Source organism: Neorhizobium sp. 2083 (genome assembly GCF_031455615.1).
Lineage (GTDB): Bacteria > Pseudomonadota > Alphaproteobacteria > Rhizobiales > Rhizobiaceae > Neorhizobium.
Genome location: NZ_JAVDTC010000007.1, coordinates 248,678 through 266,331, shown reverse-complemented (window position 1 = coordinate 266,331; position 17,654 = coordinate 248,678). Strand labels below are relative to the sequence as shown.

Sequence of the window (17,654 nt, the reverse complement as noted above, 5' to 3'; positions counted from 1 at the left end):
TTTCGCTCTTGGACTGGGTTCCTGCTTCCATGTCAGCTTCATAATACAGATCAGAAAGGGACTTGAACATATGGACAATGCGGCCTCGCATGGCAAAGGCAGCCACGATCAACAGAACTGGAAGATCGGCGTCGATATCGGCGGAACCTTCATCGATTTCTGCGCGCTCGAAACGCGCTCCGGCCGTGTAGCCTCCCTCAAGGTTCTGACGACGCCGGATGATCCGGGCGCCGAACTGATGACAGGCCTGACGCTTCTGGCCGAGCGCGAGGGGCTCGAACCGTCCTCTGTCAGCCGCTTCGTGCATGGCACGACCGTCGGCATCAATACCGTCATCCAGCGCAGAGGCGTCTCGCTGGCGCTGATGACCAATGCCGGTTTCGAGGACGTGATCGAACTGGCGCGCCTCAGAATGCCGGACGTCTATTCGCTGTTTTGCGCGCGGCCGGACCAACTGATTGCCCGCGATATGATTTTTGGAATTCCGGCGCGTCTGAGGGCCGATGGCAGCGAAGCCCAGGCGCCGGATCTCACCGTCGTCGCAACCGCGGTCGAAAAGGCGAAGGCCAATGGCGCCGCAGGCATCATCATCTCGTTTCTTCATTCCTGGCGCAATGATGCCCATGAGGCGGCAGTGAAGCAGGAGATCGCCCGCATCGCGCCGGATCTCTTCGTCTTCACCTCCTGCGAGGTCTGGCCGGTCATCCGTGAATACGAGCGCACCACGACCGCCATTCTCAACGGTTACGTCCATCCGCGCGTCTCCGGTTACCTGACGGCGCTCGAAGAAAAGCTCCTGTCGCGCGGGGTCACTGCGCCCGCGCTGCTCACAAAATCGAATGGCGGCGTCATGAATGCCGACGAGGGCAAGCGCTCCTGCGTGCAGATGCTGCTTTCGGGCACGGCATCAGGCGTCATCGGCGCTGCCTGGCTCGCTCGTCGCGCCGGTGAGAAACATATCCTTACACTCGATATCGGCGGTACCTCGGCCGACTTCGCGCTGATCATCGACGGCGAGCCGCAGTTCGGCACCGGCGAACTGATCGGCGAATTCCCCCTGCATATCCCGTCGGTCTCGGTGAGCTCGATCGGCATCGGCGGCGGTTCGATCGCCAGCGTCGATGCGCAAGGTGTGTTGAGGGTCGGGCCGGAATCGGCAGGCTCCACGCCTGGGCCGGCCTGTTACGGTCGCGGCGGCACACAGGCGACTGTTACCGACGCCATGGCCGTCTGCGGCTGGCTCGGCCACAGCCAGATGGCCTATGGGCAGCTGCAGATCGATGTGGCGCTCGCCCGCGCTGCCGTCACGAAACTCGCCGACAAGATCGGCCGCACGGCGGAAGAAGCCGCCCAGGCCATTCTCGAGATCGCCATCTCGGAAATGTTCGTCGAGGTCGAAAAGCTTGCCTCACGGGCCGGCGTTGATCTGCGCGAATTCACCCTGATGCCCTTCGGCGGCGGCGGCCCGATGCTCGGCGCCTTCCTTGCCCGCGAATTCAAGATGGCGAAGGTCATCGGCCCGCCGCGGCCGGGCGTCGTTTCGGCACTCGGCGGTCTCGTTGCCGACCTGCGCGGCGATTTCATTCGCACCGTCTTCACCCATCTCTCTGACGAAGCGGCGTCGCAATTGCGCGCTGCACTGGATGAGCTTGCCGTCGAAGGTCGCAATTGGCTTTCCAAGCAAGGACATGCAGGAGCCGCGACGCTGAACGTCTCGGCCGACATGCGGTATCTCGGACAGAGCTTTGAAATCGAAGTGCCGATCCAGGCGGCTTGGATAGGCGAAGGCAAGCTCGGGGCGATCGAGGAAGCGTTTCAAGCCATGCATGCAAGGCTCTACGATTTCTACGATCCCGATGGCGCGATTGAAATCGTCAACCTGCGGCTTTCGGCGATCGGCGCCGGTCCGGCGCTGGAATTCCCGGTCGAGGCCCGCGAGGGGGGCGAGACCGTGGATCCGGAACGTGAGATCCCGGTATTCACCGGCAAGGATTTCGAGTGGATCGGGCTTTATCCCCGTGAGCGCCTTCGCCCCGGCAGCCGGTTTACCGGCCCGGCGGTCGTCGCCCAGGAAGACACGACCTTTGCCATTCCTGGCGGCGCACAGGTCGAAGTCGACAGCCACCTGAACCTGCATCTCACCTTTTCGGAGTAACAGCCCATGTTCGACCCCTTGAACCTTCAGGTGTTCGCCAACCACACCCGCGCTGCCGCCGAAAACATGGCCTATACGCTGCAGCGCACCGCCCATTCCGCCTTCGTCAAGGAGACGGAAGACTTTACCGTCATGCTGATCAACCGGAAGGGCGAGACGTTCGGTGTACCCATGGGGCTTGGCGCCACCTGGTATCCGGGCCTCACCTATACCCGCGCGATCGAGATGATCGATGACTACAAGCCCGGCGATGTCGCCTTCACCAACGACCCCTATTCCTGCTTTGTCGCCACCCATGCGCCGGACACCCATCTGTGGAAGCCGGTCTTCTACGAGGGCGAAATCATCGCCTGGACGGGTGGCCATATCCATAATACCGACATGGGCGGCGCCGTGCCTGCCTCGCTGTCGCGGGCGCTTACGGAAATCCATCAGGAAGGCATTCGTTTTCCGCCGATGAAGCTCGTCAACGAAGGTGTCTTCGACGAACAGATCCTCAGGATCATGACGACCAATGTCCGCAAGCCCGATCTCAATATCGGTGACATGAAGGCGTTGGTCGGCGCGCTCAACACCGGCGAGCGAAAGATCCTCGCCATGGTGGAAAAGTTCGGCAAGGAGGCGTTTCTGGAAGGCACCGAAGTCCTGCTCGATCATGCCGAGGCGCAGGCGCGCGACCTTCTGCGCTCCATGCCCGACGGAACCTGGGAATTCGTCGATTATGCCGACGAAGATTCCGTCGAGGCCAATCCCTGCCGCCTGAAGCTGACACTGACGATCCGTGGCGACGAGGCTTTGCTCGATTTCACCGGTTCGGATCCGCAGCTCGGCTCCTCGCTCAATGTGCCCTCCGGCGGCGATCCGCGCCACACGATGCTTCTGGTCGGCGTTTATTACGTTCTCTACACACTGAATCCGAAAATCCTGCTGAATACCGGCCTGACCCGGCCGTTCACCTGCGTCACGCCGAAAGGCAGCGTGCTCAACCCGATCGCGCCAGCCGCCGTCGGCATGCGGTCGCTCACCTGCGCGCGCCTGCGTTCGGTCATCTTCGGCGCGTTCAATCAGGCCGTTCCAGAAAAGCTTCCGGCCGCACCAGCCGGCAACAACTGCATCGTCAACGTGATGACAACCGACGAACGCAACGGCCGCACCATCATCGCAGCCGTGAACCCCGTCGTTGGTGGCGGTGGCGGCATGCCTTATCGCGACGGCACGAACGGTTCCGGTGCCGATGCAGCGTATCTCAAGAACACGCCGATCGAGATCACCGAAACGGAAGTGCCGATCGAATTCGTCAAATACGGCCTTGCCAAAGATAGTGGCGGTGCCGGTCGCTGGCGGGGCGGGCTTGCTACCGAAATGGCCTTCAGGGTCTTTTCGCCAGGCAGCCGCATCACCGCCCGCAACCGCGACCGGAGTTTCTTTCGCCCCTGGGGCACGCTCGGCGGCCGGGCGGCCGGCCTGTCAGACATGGTGCTCAATCCCGGCCGCGACGATTTCAAGCGGCTCGGCAATATCGACACGGCGATCCTGCAGCCCGGCGATGTACTTGAAATTCGCTCGGCCGGCGGCGGTGGACGTGGCAATCCGATCGAGCGCGAGACCTGGCGCGTGGCGCGGGATGTCGCCCGCGGTTACGTTTCTGCGGAGGCCGCTGAACGCGAATATGGTGTCGTCATCCGTGACGGCGTGGTGGACGAGGCGGAAACGCAAAAGGTAAGGGCCGCTCGCGCCCTACCCGAGGCGCATTTCCATTACGGTCCCGAGCGGGATGGCTACGAAGCGCAATGGACGCCGGCAGCCTATGACCTGCTGACCGAACTTCTGGCCGGCCTTCCCATCCATTGGCGCTTCTTCACCAAGACGGAAATTTTTCGTCGCATGAAGGGGCGGGTCGGGCCGGAAGGTGTGGCTGAAGCCTTCGCAGACGTCCGGGTCCGTTTCAAGGAAATGCCGGAGCCTTCGCTCGAACGCAAGGAAGCCGCCGAATGACAGCGGATCTGCGGCCTGCGCGGCAAGCAGGGCGAATTGTGCGCCTTGCGGAAAAGGGCAGGCCGCAGGTCCGATTCAGGCTGGATGGCGTCGATTGTCAGGCGCTCTCCGGCGACACCGTCTTGACGGCTGTGCTGGTTTCAGCTCCAGCCGTCAGGCAATCGGAATTCGGCCCGGAAAAACGGGCGGGCTTCTGTTTGATGGGCGCCTGCCAGGATTGCTGGCTCTGGTCTGAGGATGGCGGCCGGCTGCGTGGCTGTTCGACCCTGATCGCCGACGGCATGCAGTTGCGGACCGCTCCGCCGGAAGGATGGCAATGACACCCCCCGCTGCAGAAAAGGTCGTGATCGTCGGCGCCGGCCCGGCCGGTATCCGAGCCGCCGAGCTTCTGGTCAAGGCCGGTATCAAACCCGTCGTCATCGATGAGGGCCTGAAAGGTGGCGGCCAGATCTACCGGCGCCCGCCGCAGGGTTTTACGAGGCCGCTCAAACAGCTTTACGGATCCGAGGCGAGCAAGGCGGTGGCTCTGCATACGGCGTTCGACCGGATGGTCGCCGCAGGAGAGATCGACTATCACCGGCAAAGCTCCGTCCTAGCGACGGCAGGCAATCTGCTGCAGGCGTTGACATCTGATGGCCGCAAGGACTTTACCTATGATCGCCTTATCCTGGCCACTGGAGCGATGGACCGTCTGGCGCCGATCCCCGGCTGGCAGGCGCCGGGCGTCTACAGTCTCGGCGCAACGCAGATCGCACTGAAGGCGCAAGGCGTCGCGCTCGGCGAAAAGATCGTTCTTGCCGGTTCCGGCCCGCTGCTGACGCTGGTCGCGACGCAATTGCTGAAGGCCGGCGCGAATATTGCTGCCATTCTCGACACATCCTCGCTGCGCGACCAGACGGCCGGCCTGCCGGGCATGCTCGCAAGACCGGGCCTCGTTCTGCGCGGCCTGCTGATGCGTGCGAAGCTCGGGCGGCTCTATCATGCCGGCGTAAAGCTCGACCGCATCGAAAGCGATGAGCGAGGCCCCGTCGCCATGCATTGGCGTGATGCGCGGGGCAGGGCGCAGCTCACCGCATGCGATACGGTTGGGCTCGGCTGGCATCTGCGTGCAGAGACGCAACTGGCGGGTCTGGCCGGCTGTACATTCGACTATGATCAGAGCTGGTCGCAATGGTTACCGCGCGCCGATCGTATGGGTAGGGCGGCCGAGGGGCTTTACCTCGCCGGTGACGGTCTGCGCATTCTGGGTGCCGACGGGGCAGAAGTCGCCGGCCGTCTTGCGGCGACCGCCTGTCTTGCCGATATGGGCCTGCCCGTACCGGATGCGACGTCGGACCTGCGCCGGCTCGATCGCCTCGAGCGTTTTGCCCGCGGCATGGCGCGGGCCTTTCCTTGGCCACGAGACATCGTTCGCGCCGTTCCTGACGAGACCGTCGTCTGTCGCTGCGAAGGCGTGACGGCCGGACAGTTGCGCGAGAGCGTTTCTTATGGCGGGGCGGAGGCCAACCGGGTCAAGTCGCTGGCACGCGTCGGCATGGGCCGCTGCCAGGGGCGTTTCTGCCAGATCGCGGGAGCGGAGCTGATCGCCGACAAGGCCGGCATCGAAGTCTGTGATGCCGGACGGCTTCGCGAACAGGCGCCTGTTCGGCCTCTGCCGATCGGCTCCTGGGTTCGTGACGCCTGACTGGGTGTCAGGCCTCCAGTTCGCTTCCCTTCAGGACCGCGGCGCAGGCCTCGCGAAGATTGTCGCGCATGGCGAGATGGCTTCCGGTTAGCGGCCGGTCGCGACTCGTCAGAAGCGCGATTGGCACGGAAATCTTCTGCTGCAGCGGCCGGCGGACGAGGCCGGGAAACTGTTCCCAGGGTAGAAGTCCATCGACGATGGCGACGCCGAAACCGTCTCGCACGAAGGGCAGCGCGGTGATGGAAATGTCGATCTCGATCGCCGGGTTGAAGATTTGCTTCTCGGCGGCGGCCGCACTCACCAGCAACCGACCGGGCAGGGTGCCGGCGCGATAGGAAATCAGCATCTCGTTCTGCAGGTCGGCGAAGCCGATACGCTCAAGTTCGGCAAGGCGGTGGTTCTCGGGAATGATGCAGACGAGTTCCGCATGCCCGAGCGTCTCGACATCAATCCCCGGCCTGGCGGCATTGTTCATGACGATACCGAGCGGCGCGTCACCGTCGCGGATCATGTCGACGACATTGACGAGCGGTGCAATCAGCGAGCGCACGACGATATCGGGATGCAAGGCGCGGAACGCGAACAGGGCTTTCGGCACGATCGACATAGCCGGCGGTGCGGACGCGGCGATCCGGATCAGCCCGGTGCGCCCGAAACGCATGTCGGTCGTGCGGCGGCGAAGGGCGCTGAGTTCGGAAAAGATCCGCTCGCATTCCGGATAAAGCTCTTCCGCCTCCCGGGTCGGCACCAGCTTGCCGCGCACTCGGGTGAAAAGCTTGAAACCAAGCTGGTCCTCCGCATGCAGCAGGATCTGGCTCAGCGCCGGCTGCGATATGTTGAGCATGGCAGCCGCGCCGGTGACCGTTCCGGTGCGCATCAGCATGCAAAAAACCTCGAGCTGGCGTGCCTGCATTGATCTTCCCTTGGCTTCTGTCGCTATCTCCCCGGCACTCTAGCGCGCAGAATTGCAATTCAGAAGTCGGCGACCTTGCCCCAGGAGGAGCTTTCGAAGCGTTGCGGATGGTAGGGAACCGGATCGACGATCGGCTCGGCCGCAGCGGTGACGATATCGGCGATCAGGTGACCGGCGCCCGGCCCGATGCCGAAACCATGGCCGCTGAAGCCGGCCGCGAGAATGAAGCCGGGCACATTCGCCACTTCGCCGATTGCCGGCACGCCATCGGGAGTGGAATCGATGTAGCCGGCCCAGCGCGCGGTGATGCGGCGCGTGCCGATCGCCGGCAGAAGTTCGATGGCGCGCTGGTGCACCAGCCTAATCGTTCCGTCGTCGACAGCCGGATCGAGGATGCGCATCTGCTCCATCGGCGTCGGCCGGTCCAGCCTCCAACGGGCGAGCGTCTCATGGCCGCTGCGCAAACCTTCGAGGCCGCCTGGCGATAGGCTACGCCAGCGGCGCATGAACATCGGCAGGAACTGGCCGGCGAAGCGGATGTTCTGCGGTGTCAGATCCACCCGGCCACGGCCGCTGATCGCCAGCGTATGGCCGCCATCGCCGCGGCGGGTCACCGAAACGCGGGCTGTGTGAAGCGCGTCCGGCAGCTCGCCTTCACCGGGGCCGACGGAGAGGATTGAGGAGCGGATCGAGGCCTGCGGAAAACGGATGCCGAGCTGTCTGCAGAAGGACGAGGCCCAGGCGCCGCCGGAGAGGATCGCGGTCGCGGTCCTGATCGTTCCGTGTTCGGTCACCACGGCCGACAATCTTCCGCCTTCCGTCTCTATGCCACGTGCCGCGCAGTTCTGGATCACCGCGCCGGCGAGCTTGACGATCGCTCGAGCGACGGCTGGCGCGGCATTGGCTGGGTCCGCAGTGCCATCCGTCGGCGAGAAGACGCCCCCCTTCCAGCTTCGGCCTGTCGCCTTGCCACGGGCGCTTGCCTCGGCACTGTCGAGCATGTGGGTCGTGACACCAACGGTGCGGGCGAAATCGCGCCAGCGCGCCCAGCCAGCGAGTTCTTCCTCGCTGTCACTCAGGTAAAGCAGGCCGCAACGCCGGAAACCGGTATCCTCACCGCTTTCGGCGCCAAAACGATCCCAGAGATCAAGGCTTTTGGTTGCCATAGGCAGCTCGCGCGCATCGCGGTTCTGCTGACGGCACCAGCCCCAGTTGCGGCTCGACTGTTCTGCGCCGACCCGACCCTTTTCGATCAGCACCACTTTCAGGCCGCGCCTGGCGAGATAGTAGGCCGTGAAAACGCCGACGATACCGGCGCCGATGACGACCGCATCGGCGGAGCGCGGCAATCCGGCATCGGTTTCCACGAGCGTAAGCGGTGCTGGCATGATGTTCAATCTCCTGGGACGCAACAGGGTCGATGTATCAGCATAAGGGCGCTGTCGACGCCGTGGTTACCGCACATCCTGGCCGGGCAGCACAAGATTCCGACAATGGCCGCACATCCAGCTTATTGTGCTGCGCGTCTCTACGCAGTATGAAATAGACAAGAGAAGCCAACGTGTTAAAGTCAATACCGGAAATTTGCGGCATAAAATGCTGTAAGCCGCCGGGTGCCTTGGAAGGTGTCAGCTGATGAAGCTCGATCGTATCGATATCAAGATCCTCTACGAGTTGCAGAAGAACGGCCGCATCACCAATGTCGAACTGGCCGAGTTGGTCAATCTGTCACCGAGCCCCTGCCTCATGCGCGTCAAGAAGCTGCAGCAGGAAGGATATATCGAAGGATATTCGGCGCAGATCAATATCGGCAAGCTCGGCCAGACGCTCACGGTTTTCACCGAAGTCACGCTGAAGAACCATCGGCAGATCGATTTTGCCAGGTTTCTCGCAGCCGTCGAGCGGGTCGATCAGGTGATCGAATGCCACCTGGTTTCCGGTGGTTACGACTACATGCTGAAGTTCGTCACTGCCGGCATCGGCGAATATCAGACGATCATGGAACGGTTGACCGACATGGATATCGGTATCGACAAATATTTCAGTTTCGTCGTTTTGAAGTCGCCAATCGTCAAGGCGCATATGCCGTTGACCAGCCTGTTTCTGGTCTGACTGGCAATACGCTTCCCATTAAGGTGAGACGGCTTTTGCGGCTCAACCCTGCACGTAGGTCTTCACCAGTTCCGGATCCCGTTCCAGGCGATCGAGCCAGCCGGGATCGAGCTTCGGTACGGACGAGAACAGCAGTTTCGAATAGGGGTGCTGCGGCACTTTCGAAACTGCCGGTGTGATTTCCTCGACCTTGCGGCCGTTATACATCACGACGATCTCGTCGCAGATGGCCTCGACGACCGACAGATCGTGGCTGATAAAGATATAGGAGAGCGAAAGCTCACGCTGCATCTCTTTCAGGAGATCGATGACAGCGGCGGCAACCACGGTATCGAGCGCAGAGGTGATCTCGTCGCAGACGATCAGTTTCGGTTCGGCCGCAAGCGCACGGGCAAAATTGACGCGCTGTTTCTGTCCGCCTGAAAGCTCGGCCGGCGTGCGGCTGCGCAGTGCCTTCGGTAGGCGAACCATATCCAAAAGCTCGTCGACCCGCGCGTCGCGGGCCTTACCCTTCATGCCGTGATAGAATTTCAGCGGCCGGCCGAGGATTTCCTCGATCGACTTGGCCGGATTGAGCGACGTGTCTGCGTGCTGGAAAACGATCTGCAGCTCACGCAGCTGTTCGCGGCTTCTCTGACGGGCGGAGCGGGCAAGTTCATGCCCGTCCAAGGTCAGATTGCCGGCCGAGGCCGGCAGGATGCCGGCGATCGAACGCGCGAGCGTGGATTTTCCGCAACCGGATTCGCCGATGATCCCGAGATTGCGGCCGCGTTCCAGCATCAGGCTTGCTTCCTGCACCGCCTTGACGAGCGGCAGGCCGTCCGCCTGAACCGGGCCATAACCGGCGATCAGACCATTGACCTGCAGAAGCGGCCGGCTTTCCAGCGCCGCCGCCACGCTTTCGCCGCGCGGCTTCGGCTCGAAAGCCGACAGGAGTTCGCGCGTATAAGGATGTTTAGCACCGGCCAGAAGCTCGGCCGTGGTCCCGACTTCCTGGACCTCGCCGCCGCGCAGGACGACGATGCGGTCGGCGATCTGGGCGACGACCGCGAGATCGTGCGAGACGTAGATGCCAGCAATGCCGCTCTTCTTCATCACCGCCTTGAAGACGCGCAGCACCTCGATCTGGGTCGTCACGTCGAGCGCGGTGGTCGGTTCGTCGAAAATGACGAGTTTCGGATCCGAGATCAGCGCCATGGCGGCAGCGAGGCGCTGCAGCTGGCCGCCGGAGACCTGATGCGGATAACGGTTGCCGACGCCATCGGGATCCGGCAGCGACAGCGCCTTGAACAGCGCGATCGCCTTGTCTTTCGCTTCCGTCGGCGACATAAGCTTATGGATACGGGTGACTTCGATGACCTGATCGATGATCCGTTTCGACGGATTGAAGGCGGCAGCCGCCGATTGCGGCACATAGGACACTTCGAGGCCGCGCACCCGGGCGCGCTGGCCTTCGCTGAGCGCCACCATGTTCTTGCCGGCCACCATCACGGTGCCGCCCGATATCCTGCAGCCGGGTCGGGCATAGCCCATCACCGTCAGCGCGATCGTCGTCTTGCCCGATCCGCTTTCGCCGATCAGAGCAACGATTTCGCCCGGCGCGATGTCGAGATCGACACCCTTGATGATCTCGATGCGGCGACCCGCATCGGTGGTTGCCTCGACTTTCAGATCGCGGATTTCGACGAGATTTTCCATTCACGCACTCCGATCGCGAATCTTCTTGGGCAGATTGTCGATCAGCAGGTTGACGCTGATGGTGAGGCTCGCGATCGCCAGCGAGGGAACAATAACGGCCGGCGCGCCGAAGGGCAGGCCGCCGATATTTTCGTGAACCAGAGCGCCCCAGTCCGCATAGGGCGGCTGCACGCCGAGGCCGAGGAAGGAGAGGCCGGACAGGAGCAGAACGATGAAGACGAAACGGATGCCGAAATCGGCCAGCAGCGGCCCGATGATGTTCGGTAGGATTTCCGAGAACACGACATAGGAAATGCCTTCGCCGCGGGTGCGGGCAACGGTGATGTAGTCCATTGTGTTGATATTGACGGCCAGCGAGCGGGCAAAACGGTAGGCGCCCGGTATGTAGATTACACCCAGCATCACGATGAGGACGCTGAGCGACGATCCTACGGCGGCGGCAATGACCAAGCCGGAAAGCTTGCTCGGGATGGAGTTCAGGGCATCGAGGAAACGGCTCAGGACCGTATCGAACCAGCCGCCGATGACGGCAGCCGCCATGCCGAGCGCACCGCCGGTGAAACAGGCAAGGCAGACGGCGGCAAGCGAAATGCCGACCGTGTAGCGCGCACCCATGATGATGCGCGAGAGCATGTCGCGGCCGAGGTAGTCGGAGCCGAGCAGGAGCTTGCTGCTCATCGGGCCGAAATAATCCTCATCGACGATCTCGCCGACCGGATAGGGAATGATATGCGGTGCGATTAAGGCGATCACCGCCCAGAAGAGAATGATCGTAAAGCCGATCAATCCGACCCAGCTGAACCGGTAGCTCAAGCGGAGCGGCATGGTAACGGATGTGGTCATGGTCAGCGCACCCTCGGATTGGCCAGGATTGCAACGATGTCGGCGAAGGTGATGAGCGCGAGATAGCCGATGCAGAAGATGATGGCGCAGGACTGGATGAGCGGCAGGTCGCGGGTCGAAACACCATCGACCATCAGCTTGGCGATGCCGGGATAGTTGAAGATCGTCTCGACGATGATGACGCCGCCGACGAGATAGGACAGGGCGAGCGCGATCGCATTGGCGATCGGGCCGACCGCATTCGGCAGTGCGTGGATTATCACCGCGCGCCAGCGCGATGCACCTTTGAGGATCGCGGCCTCGACATAGGGCGTGTTGATCGTGTCGATCACGGCGGCGCGGGTCATGCGGATCATCTGCGCCGACACGACGAAGGTCAGCGTGATGACCGGCATGGCATAGATCTTCAGCACCTGCCAGAAGGAGGCGACGTCACCCGCAAACGACAAGGCGGGCAGCCATTTGAGATAGACGGAAAACAGGAGGACGGCCGAGGTTGCGATCATGAATTCCGGCACGGAGATGACGCCGATCGTCAGGATGGTGACGATCCGGTCGTAGACCGAACCGCGGAACATGGCGGATGTGATGCCGAGCACAAGGGAAAGCGGCACGGCGATCAGCGTGACGATGCCGGCAAGGCGCATCGTGTTGACGAAACGGGCGCCGATCAGCTGAGCCACAGGCACATTGTTGACATAGGATGTCCCCAGATCTCCCTGCAGCAGGCCGAACAGCCAGCGCGCGAAACGGAAGAAGGCGGGCTCGTCGAGATGCATCGCCGCCCTGAGACCGGCGACGGCTTCCGGGGTCGCGGCCTGGCCAAGCAGGATCGTCGCGGTATCGCCCGGCAGCATGGCCGTGGCGAAAAAGACCGCGAAGGACACGATCAGCAGCGTTAGGGCGGAGCTTCCGAGCCTATTCGTGATGAGTCCGAGGACATAGGTGCGCAATATGATTTCCCTGCCTGAAGAGTTCGAATTCGCCGGCATCATCCACCGGCAAGCCGGGATGGTGCCTCAGGCGCAGCAAGGGCGGCAGGAGAATGGTCTCCCCTGCCGCCGGCAATAAGCCTTACGCGTCGAGCCAGACGTATTCGGCGAAGGCGTAACCCATCATGCCGCCGAGCGGATTGGCTTCGAGGCCCTTCAGTTTCGCCGAGATCGCATCCACGTTCGAGATATAGACGGGGATGACGGTGCCGGCTTCCTCGGAAATCATCACCTGCATCTGGTTGTAGATCTCCTTGCGCTTGGTCTCGTCGAGCATACCGCGCGCTTCGACCAGCATCTTATCGAATTTTTCCGACTTGTACTGGCTTTCGTTCCACGGCGCGTTGGAGGCGTAGAGGAGCGAGAAGAGGATGTCCGGCGTCGGACGCGGGTTGATATTGCCGAAGTGAACCGGCGCCTTCAGCCAGTAATTCGACCAGTAGCCGTCCGAAGGCACGCGCTGCACGTCGAACTTCATGCCGATCTCGGCACCCGACTGTTGCACGATCGTCGCCATTTCCACGGCCGAGGTCGGGGCTTCCGAAGTGATCATCGGGATCGACTGACCGATGAGGCCGGCCTTCTGGAAGTGGAACTTCGCCTTGTCGGGGTCATAGGCCTTCGGCTTCAGATCGGCGTTGTGATAGGCGCTGGCCGGCGAAACCGGCTGGTCGTTGGCGATCTCGGCCAGACCGCGCAGGACGGATTTCTGGATCGCCTGGCGGTTGATCAGGTATTTCATGCCGGCCACGAAATCCGCCTTGTCGCCGGGGGCGAGGTCGAGGCGGATGTTGAGGTCTGTATAGTTGCCGGAGGTCGTCTGTGACAGTGCGAAGCCCGGCTGGCTTTCGACGAGCTTCATCGAGCGCGGCTTGATCGAGGCGGCGAGATGGATGTCGCCGGACAGAAGCGCGTTGACGCGGGCATTATCGTCGCTGATCGCGAAGAATTCGAACGAGTCGACTTGGGCACCGCCCTTGAAGTAGTTCGGGTTCTTCGTGAAGATCGATTTTACGCCCGGCTGGAACGTCTCCATCTTGAAGGCGCCGGTGCCGATACCCTTGGAGAAGTCGGTCGTGCCGTCCTGAACGATCATGAAATGATGCTGCGACAGGATGGTCGGCAGGTCGGCATTCGGGTTGGCAAGCGTGATTTCGACTGTCAGTGCGTCGAGATCCTTGACGTCGGTGATCTGCTTGGCGATCGCATTGACCTTGGAGCCGACGGCCGGGTCGAGATGCCGCTTGAGCGAGAAGACGACGTCCTTCGAGGACAGTGCCTTGCCGTCGTGGAAGGTCACGCCGGAACGCAGCTTGACGGTCCAGACCTTGGCGTCGCCGCTCTTGATGCTTTCGGCAAGTTCCATCTGCACGGTGCCGGCCTGATCGAGGAAGGTCAGGCGGTTGTAGAGGGCGCAGCAGCGGACGTAATCGGTCGAGAGCGAAGCCTTGGCCGGGTCGAGCGTGTCGGCGGTCGAAGACGACCAGCCGGCGGCCTTGAGCGCGCCACCGGATTTAGGCGTTGCGGCGACCGCGTTCGAGGCACGGCCGAGGATGAGGCCGCCGGCTGATGCGGCAATGCCGCCTGCCAGCATCATCGTCAGCAGTTCGCGGCGGCTTGCGCCCCGGCGAATGGCATTCTCGATCATGGCGTCGTCCGACGCGGTCCAGTTGGTGATCTTGTCGTTCATGTCATTCCCCTTTTCGCTGGTTAGCGGGCAACCCATCTTCGTGGTTTGGCCCGATGCTTTGAAAACCGAAAATTGCGTCAGTCAGTCGTGGGCGTTCCTCACGGCTTCGGCCAATCCGGCCATCGAGGTGAAGTGGTAGTCGGGCTTGGTGAATTCGGCCGGCTCGATCGTGCCGCCGTAACCCTTTTGCGCGTGGCGGCGCTCGATCCAGCAATTGGTCATGCCGAGTTCGCGGGAAACGCCGATATCGTGATACTGGCTCTGCGCGACATGCAGGATATCTTGCCTGCTGCCGCCGTCCTTCGAGACGAAGTCGAACACCTGGTGGAAGAAAGCCGGATCGGGCTTTTCCGTGCCGGTGTCGTCGGCAGTGAAGGCGGCATAGAACGGATTGCCAAGTGCTTCGGAGAAATATTCGAAAGCCCAGCGGCGTGCATTCGTCATGGCGATCAGGCGGTAATTTTTCGCAAGCTCGGCCATGGCCGCGGCACTGTCCGGGAAAGCCTTCCAGCTTTTGGCGGAATCCCTGAGGCGTATGCCATAAGCCTCGTCTGCCGGCAGCCTGAGCTTCGGTGCGATCGCCAGATAGACACGCACAAGATCATCCGGAAAGAGATCGGCCTTTTCCGAATAACGGGCGGTGCGGTAGAGGGACAGGGCCTCTTCGCTGTCGATGGCGACATTCGCCTCGCTGGCGATTGCCTGCAGACAAGACGTCAGGCCACCCTCGAAATCGATGAGCGTGCCGACCACGTCGAAGCTCATGTATTTGAATTCCGGTAGAGATTTCGCCAATTCCATATCCCCAGTTGATGTCGCGGCGCAGTCTCGAAGACCTCCTGCGAAAGAATATGCTGTTCCCTACCTTGGGCGCTTTTGCAGAAAATCCCGATTTTTCGGGGCCTCAAGGTCTTGTTAACTAGGATACTGCCAGTTCGGCGGAACGATTTTCGCCGAATTGACCGTGCAGCCCGGCACAAAATTCCGAATTCGGGCTGCTGACGGTATTTCAGCGGGAGCGCCGAAGCCCGGGATCAGGCCTTTACCGCCCTGCGGACATCCGGATCTTCAAGGGTCTGATCCAGCGTCTTCTTGGTGCGCTCGACGATCGCGTCGATTTCCACCTCCGTGCAGCAGAGCGGCGGTGCGTAGCCGATGGCGCCATTGGCAAAGGCACGTATGATCAGCCCGTTTTCCCAGGCGCGGTCAAAGACCCGACGAGCCGGCACCGCTTCGGCTGGAAGCGGCGTCTTGGCGGCCTTGTCGGTCACCAGTTCGATGGCCGCCAGCATGCCGCGCCCCCTGACATCCCCGACCAGCGGATGATCCTTCAGGGTCTCAAGTCCTGCCATCAGCCGCGCACCGGCCTTGATGCCATTTTCCAGCAGGCCGCCTTCATAGAGTTTCAGGACTTCGAGGCCGACGGCTGCGCTGACCGGGTGCGCCGAATAGGTATAGCCGTGCCCGACTGCCGAAGCGCCGGCACCGTCGGCGATAACCTGATACACGTGGTCGGCCATGAAGACCGCGCCCATCGGCACGTAGCCCGAGGTCAGACCTTTCGCCGTCGTCATGAAATCGGGAACGATATCGTCCTCGGAGCAGGCAAACAGCGGTCCGGTGCGGCCGAATCCGGTGATGACTTCGTCGGCGACGAACAGAATCCCGTATTCCTTGCAGAGGTCGCGGATCGCCTTCATCCAGCCCTTCGGCGGAACGATGACGCCGCCGGAACCCTGGATCGGTTCTATGTAGAAGGCTGCGATGCGATCGGCGCCAACTGTCTCGATCTTTGCCTTCAGTGCGGCAAGCGATGCGTTGATGATTGCCTGTGGATCCTGGCCGACCGGGTTGCGATAGGGGTAAGGCGACGGAATCTTATGCTGCCAGTCGAAGGGAATGCCGAAGCCGGCATGGAAATTCGGCAAGGCGGTGAGGCCGGCGCCGACAGTCGAAGAACCGTGATACCCCTGTTCGACGGAAATGAACTGGTCGCGCTGGGGCTGGCCTTTGGCAAACCAGTAATAGCGAATGAAGCGGATCGTGCTGTCGACGGCGTCCGAACCGCCAAGCGTGAAATAGATATGGTCGAGATCGCCCGGCGCCCGTTCGGCAAGTTCTGCCGCAAGCCGGATGGCGGATTCGGAACCGAGGCCGAAATAGGCGGTCGCATAGGGAAGCTCGCGCATCTGGCGGGCCGCGGCCTCGACGATGGAATCGTGGCCATAACCCGCGTTGACGCACCAGAGGCCGGCAAAACCGTCAATGAGCTGGCGGCCTTGTGCGTCGGTGACGGTGGCACCCTTGGCGGACGAGAGAACGCGCACGCCCTGCTGCTCATGGCCGCGATAGGACGCGACGGGATGGACCAGATGGGCACGATCGAGTTCGATGAGCGAATTGCTGAGCATGATTGTCTCCGGATCAGCCGAGGGCCTGGTTGGTCAGTGCGAAAGTGGTGAAGGTCGAGGTAGGGGCGCGCGTCAGCGCAGGGCGCGCCATTGCGACGCCACCGCCGACATGGGAAAGCGAATGTTCTGAAAGCCAGGAGGCAAGGGCGGCATTTCCGGTATCGACTCTGAGGAAGGCACCGGTCCTGCGGTTCATGAAATGGGCTACAAGCGCCTTGGCGTCTTCAATCGTGGTCGCTACAACAGGCCCGATAACTTCGCCCCGTCCGAAAGCACGGATGCAGGCAAAGCCGGTGATCCTGCCGTCGCGGCGGATGACGGCGAACTCTCCAATGTTGGCAAGTTTGCAAATCAGCGAAGAACGGTCGGCGCCAAAGGCATCCCGATCGATGGCCGTAATTTCAGCCACATCCGCCGCGGTTGCAGCATCAACATCGGCCGGAGGCGAGACCTGACCCACCACTCCCTGATACTGGAATACACTGCCGGTCTCGCGGAAGCCGAGTTTTTCGTAAAGCGGCAAGCCGTCGGCGGTTGCGACGAGCCGAAGGGGGCGCACCCCGCCAAGGCTAAGTGCCTCGTCCATCAGCCGGCGGCCAACACCACGGCCGCGCATGCTGGCATCGACGATCACCATATTGATCGTGGCACAGTCATCGCCATAGGGCGTTATCAATGTGGTGCCGACGACCTTTCCAGTCTCGTCCAATGCTACGATGCCATTGCTGACATCAAGCGCGACCTGCCAATCTTCCAGGCGATGCGGCCAGCCGGCTTCGCGCGAAAGGCGGACTGCGCCATCCAGGTGCTCGCCTCCGAAGGCTCTGGTTTCGATGTCCCCGACTTGCATGGACAATACTCTCCTTTTTCTGCCTCGAGTTTCGAGGTGAAGGGACCGGAAGATTATCCGAAGGCGGTATCGGTGGCGGTATCTTTCGCCAAAGCAGCGGGGCGGGACCGCATCTTATGCCGTGCGACCGCAAGCAGGGCCGGGGATAAGCCCTTCCGGAAGCCGTTGCTGACGGCCAGATCTGCGAGCAAATGCCAAACGGGCGCTATGATACGAAACTTTCTGCTTCGGATTCCGGCAAATCAGTCGGCGATGATGCCGGAAGCGGCTTTATGATCGTGTCGTCACCCGAAAGGCTCGATGGGCCATCA

The 17,654-nt window shown here is 62.1% G+C and carries 14 protein-coding genes; 5 read left to right on the top strand and 9 right to left on the bottom strand.

The features are described from left to right. Positions 1-70: 70 nt before the first annotated feature. The 4 genes from J2X76_RS25180 to J2X76_RS25165 are packed head-to-tail and all read left to right on the top strand — an operon-like array spanning position 71 to position 5,834. Positions 71-2,155, top strand: a complete 2,085-nt coding sequence (locus J2X76_RS25180) for a hydantoinase/oxoprolinase family protein (RefSeq protein WP_310220218.1) — start codon at positions 71-73, stop codon at positions 2,153-2,155. Between the two features lie 6 nt (positions 2,156-2,161). Further along, a complete protein-coding gene (locus tag J2X76_RS25175) occupies positions 2,162-4,150 on the top strand; it encodes a hydantoinase B/oxoprolinase family protein (RefSeq protein WP_310220216.1) in 1,989 nt (662 codons plus the stop codon). Beyond that, positions 4,147-4,470 (top strand): (2Fe-2S)-binding protein, encoded by a 324-nt coding sequence (locus J2X76_RS25170; RefSeq protein ID WP_310220215.1) that lies wholly within the window; start codon positions 4,147-4,149, stop codon positions 4,468-4,470. Before J2X76_RS25175 ends, J2X76_RS25170 begins: the two co-directional genes overlap by 4 nt. Beyond that, positions 4,467-5,834, top strand: coding sequence for an FAD/NAD(P)-binding oxidoreductase (locus J2X76_RS25165; RefSeq protein ID WP_310220214.1), 1,368 nt, complete (start codon positions 4,467-4,469; stop codon positions 5,832-5,834). The genes J2X76_RS25170 and J2X76_RS25165 overlap by 4 nt, the downstream gene beginning before the upstream one ends. Positions 5,835-5,841: 7 nt before the next feature. On the opposite strand, the gene J2X76_RS25160 is transcribed toward J2X76_RS25165, so the two are convergent. Both J2X76_RS25160 and J2X76_RS25155 read right to left on the bottom strand, forming a co-directional pair. Further along, a complete protein-coding gene (locus tag J2X76_RS25160; protein ID WP_310220212.1) occupies positions 5,842-6,747 on the bottom strand; it encodes a LysR family transcriptional regulator in 906 nt (301 codons plus the stop codon). Positions 6,748-6,806: 59 nt separating this feature from the next. Further along, on the bottom strand, positions 6,807-8,135 hold the full coding sequence (locus tag J2X76_RS25155; RefSeq protein ID WP_310220210.1) for an FAD-binding oxidoreductase: 1,329 nt from the start codon (positions 8,133-8,135) through the stop codon (positions 6,807-6,809). Positions 8,136-8,382: 247 nt separating this feature from the next. Here J2X76_RS25155 and J2X76_RS25150 point away from each other — a divergent pair, with 247 nt between their 5' ends. Beyond that, positions 8,383-8,859: an Lrp/AsnC family transcriptional regulator gene (locus tag J2X76_RS25150; RefSeq protein WP_105372329.1), complete on the top strand. Its 477-nt coding sequence runs from the start codon at positions 8,383-8,385 to the stop codon at positions 8,857-8,859. A gap of 42 nt (positions 8,860-8,901) precedes the next feature. On the opposite strand, the gene J2X76_RS25145 is transcribed toward J2X76_RS25150, so the two are convergent. The 7 genes from J2X76_RS25145 to J2X76_RS25115 all read right to left on the bottom strand — a co-directional run bounded on the left by J2X76_RS25145 (position 8,902) and on the right by J2X76_RS25115 (position 17,343). Further along, the gene (locus J2X76_RS25145; RefSeq protein ID WP_310220208.1) at positions 8,902-10,557 is read right to left on the bottom strand and encodes an ABC transporter ATP-binding protein; all 1,656 of its coding nucleotides are present in this window, start codon (positions 10,555-10,557) and stop codon (positions 8,902-8,904) included. Continuing rightward, a complete protein-coding gene (locus J2X76_RS25140; protein ID WP_310220358.1) occupies positions 10,558-11,406 on the bottom strand; it encodes an ABC transporter permease in 849 nt (282 codons plus the stop codon). Next, complete coding sequence (locus tag J2X76_RS25135; protein ID WP_405030089.1) at positions 11,403-12,392, bottom strand: ABC transporter permease; 990 nt, start codon at positions 12,390-12,392, stop codon at positions 11,403-11,405. The genes J2X76_RS25140 and J2X76_RS25135 overlap by 4 nt, the downstream gene beginning before the upstream one ends. An 82-nt stretch (positions 12,393-12,474) precedes the next feature. Further along, on the bottom strand, positions 12,475-14,082 hold the full coding sequence (locus tag J2X76_RS25130) for an ABC transporter substrate-binding protein (RefSeq protein ID WP_310220206.1): 1,608 nt from the start codon (positions 14,080-14,082) through the stop codon (positions 12,475-12,477). Between the two features lie 81 nt (positions 14,083-14,163). Then, complete coding sequence (locus J2X76_RS25125; protein ID WP_310220205.1) at positions 14,164-14,877, bottom strand: HAD-IA family hydrolase; 714 nt, start codon at positions 14,875-14,877, stop codon at positions 14,164-14,166. 239 nt (positions 14,878-15,116) lie between these two features. Next, positions 15,117-16,493, bottom strand: coding sequence for an aspartate aminotransferase family protein (locus J2X76_RS25120; RefSeq protein WP_310220204.1), 1,377 nt, complete (start codon positions 16,491-16,493; stop codon positions 15,117-15,119). A 13-nt stretch (positions 16,494-16,506) separates the two neighbouring features. Continuing rightward, the gene (locus J2X76_RS25115) at positions 16,507-17,343 is read right to left on the bottom strand and encodes a GNAT family N-acetyltransferase (protein WP_310220203.1); all 837 of its coding nucleotides are present in this window, start codon (positions 17,341-17,343) and stop codon (positions 16,507-16,509) included. Between the last annotated feature and the right edge of the window lie 311 nt (positions 17,344-17,654).

Bases quoted from the DNA above. Each gene is read 5' to 3' on its own strand.
- J2X76_RS25180 (WP_310220218.1), top strand. From the start codon at position 71: ATGGACAATGCGGCCTCGCATGGCAAAGGCAGCCACGATCAACAGAAC.
- J2X76_RS25175 (WP_310220216.1), top strand. From the start codon at position 2,162: ATGTTCGACCCCTTGAACCTTCAGGTGTTCGCCAACCACACCCGCGCT.
- J2X76_RS25170 (WP_310220215.1), top strand. From the start codon at position 4,147: ATGACAGCGGATCTGCGGCCTGCGCGGCAAGCAGGGCGAATTGTGCGC.
- J2X76_RS25165 (WP_310220214.1), top strand. From the start codon at position 4,467: ATGACACCCCCCGCTGCAGAAAAGGTCGTGATCGTCGGCGCCGGCCCG.
- J2X76_RS25160 (WP_310220212.1), bottom strand. From the start codon at position 6,747: ATGCAGGCACGCCAGCTCGAGGTTTTTTGCATGCTGATGCGCACCGGA.
- J2X76_RS25155 (WP_310220210.1), bottom strand. From the start codon at position 8,135: ATGCCAGCACCGCTTACGCTCGTGGAAACCGATGCCGGATTGCCGCGC.
- J2X76_RS25150 (WP_105372329.1), top strand. From the start codon at position 8,383: ATGAAGCTCGATCGTATCGATATCAAGATCCTCTACGAGTTGCAGAAG.
- J2X76_RS25145 (WP_310220208.1), bottom strand. From the start codon at position 10,557: ATGGAAAATCTCGTCGAAATCCGCGATCTGAAAGTCGAGGCAACCACC.
- J2X76_RS25135 (WP_405030089.1), bottom strand. From the start codon at position 12,392: ATGCCGGCGAATTCGAACTCTTCAGGCAGGGAAATCATATTGCGCACC.
- J2X76_RS25130 (WP_310220206.1), bottom strand. From the start codon at position 14,082: ATGAACGACAAGATCACCAACTGGACCGCGTCGGACGACGCCATGATC.
- J2X76_RS25120 (WP_310220204.1), bottom strand. From the start codon at position 16,493: ATGCTCAGCAATTCGCTCATCGAACTCGATCGTGCCCATCTGGTCCAT.
- J2X76_RS25115 (WP_310220203.1), bottom strand. From the start codon at position 17,343: ATGCAAGTCGGGGACATCGAAACCAGAGCCTTCGGAGGCGAGCACCTG.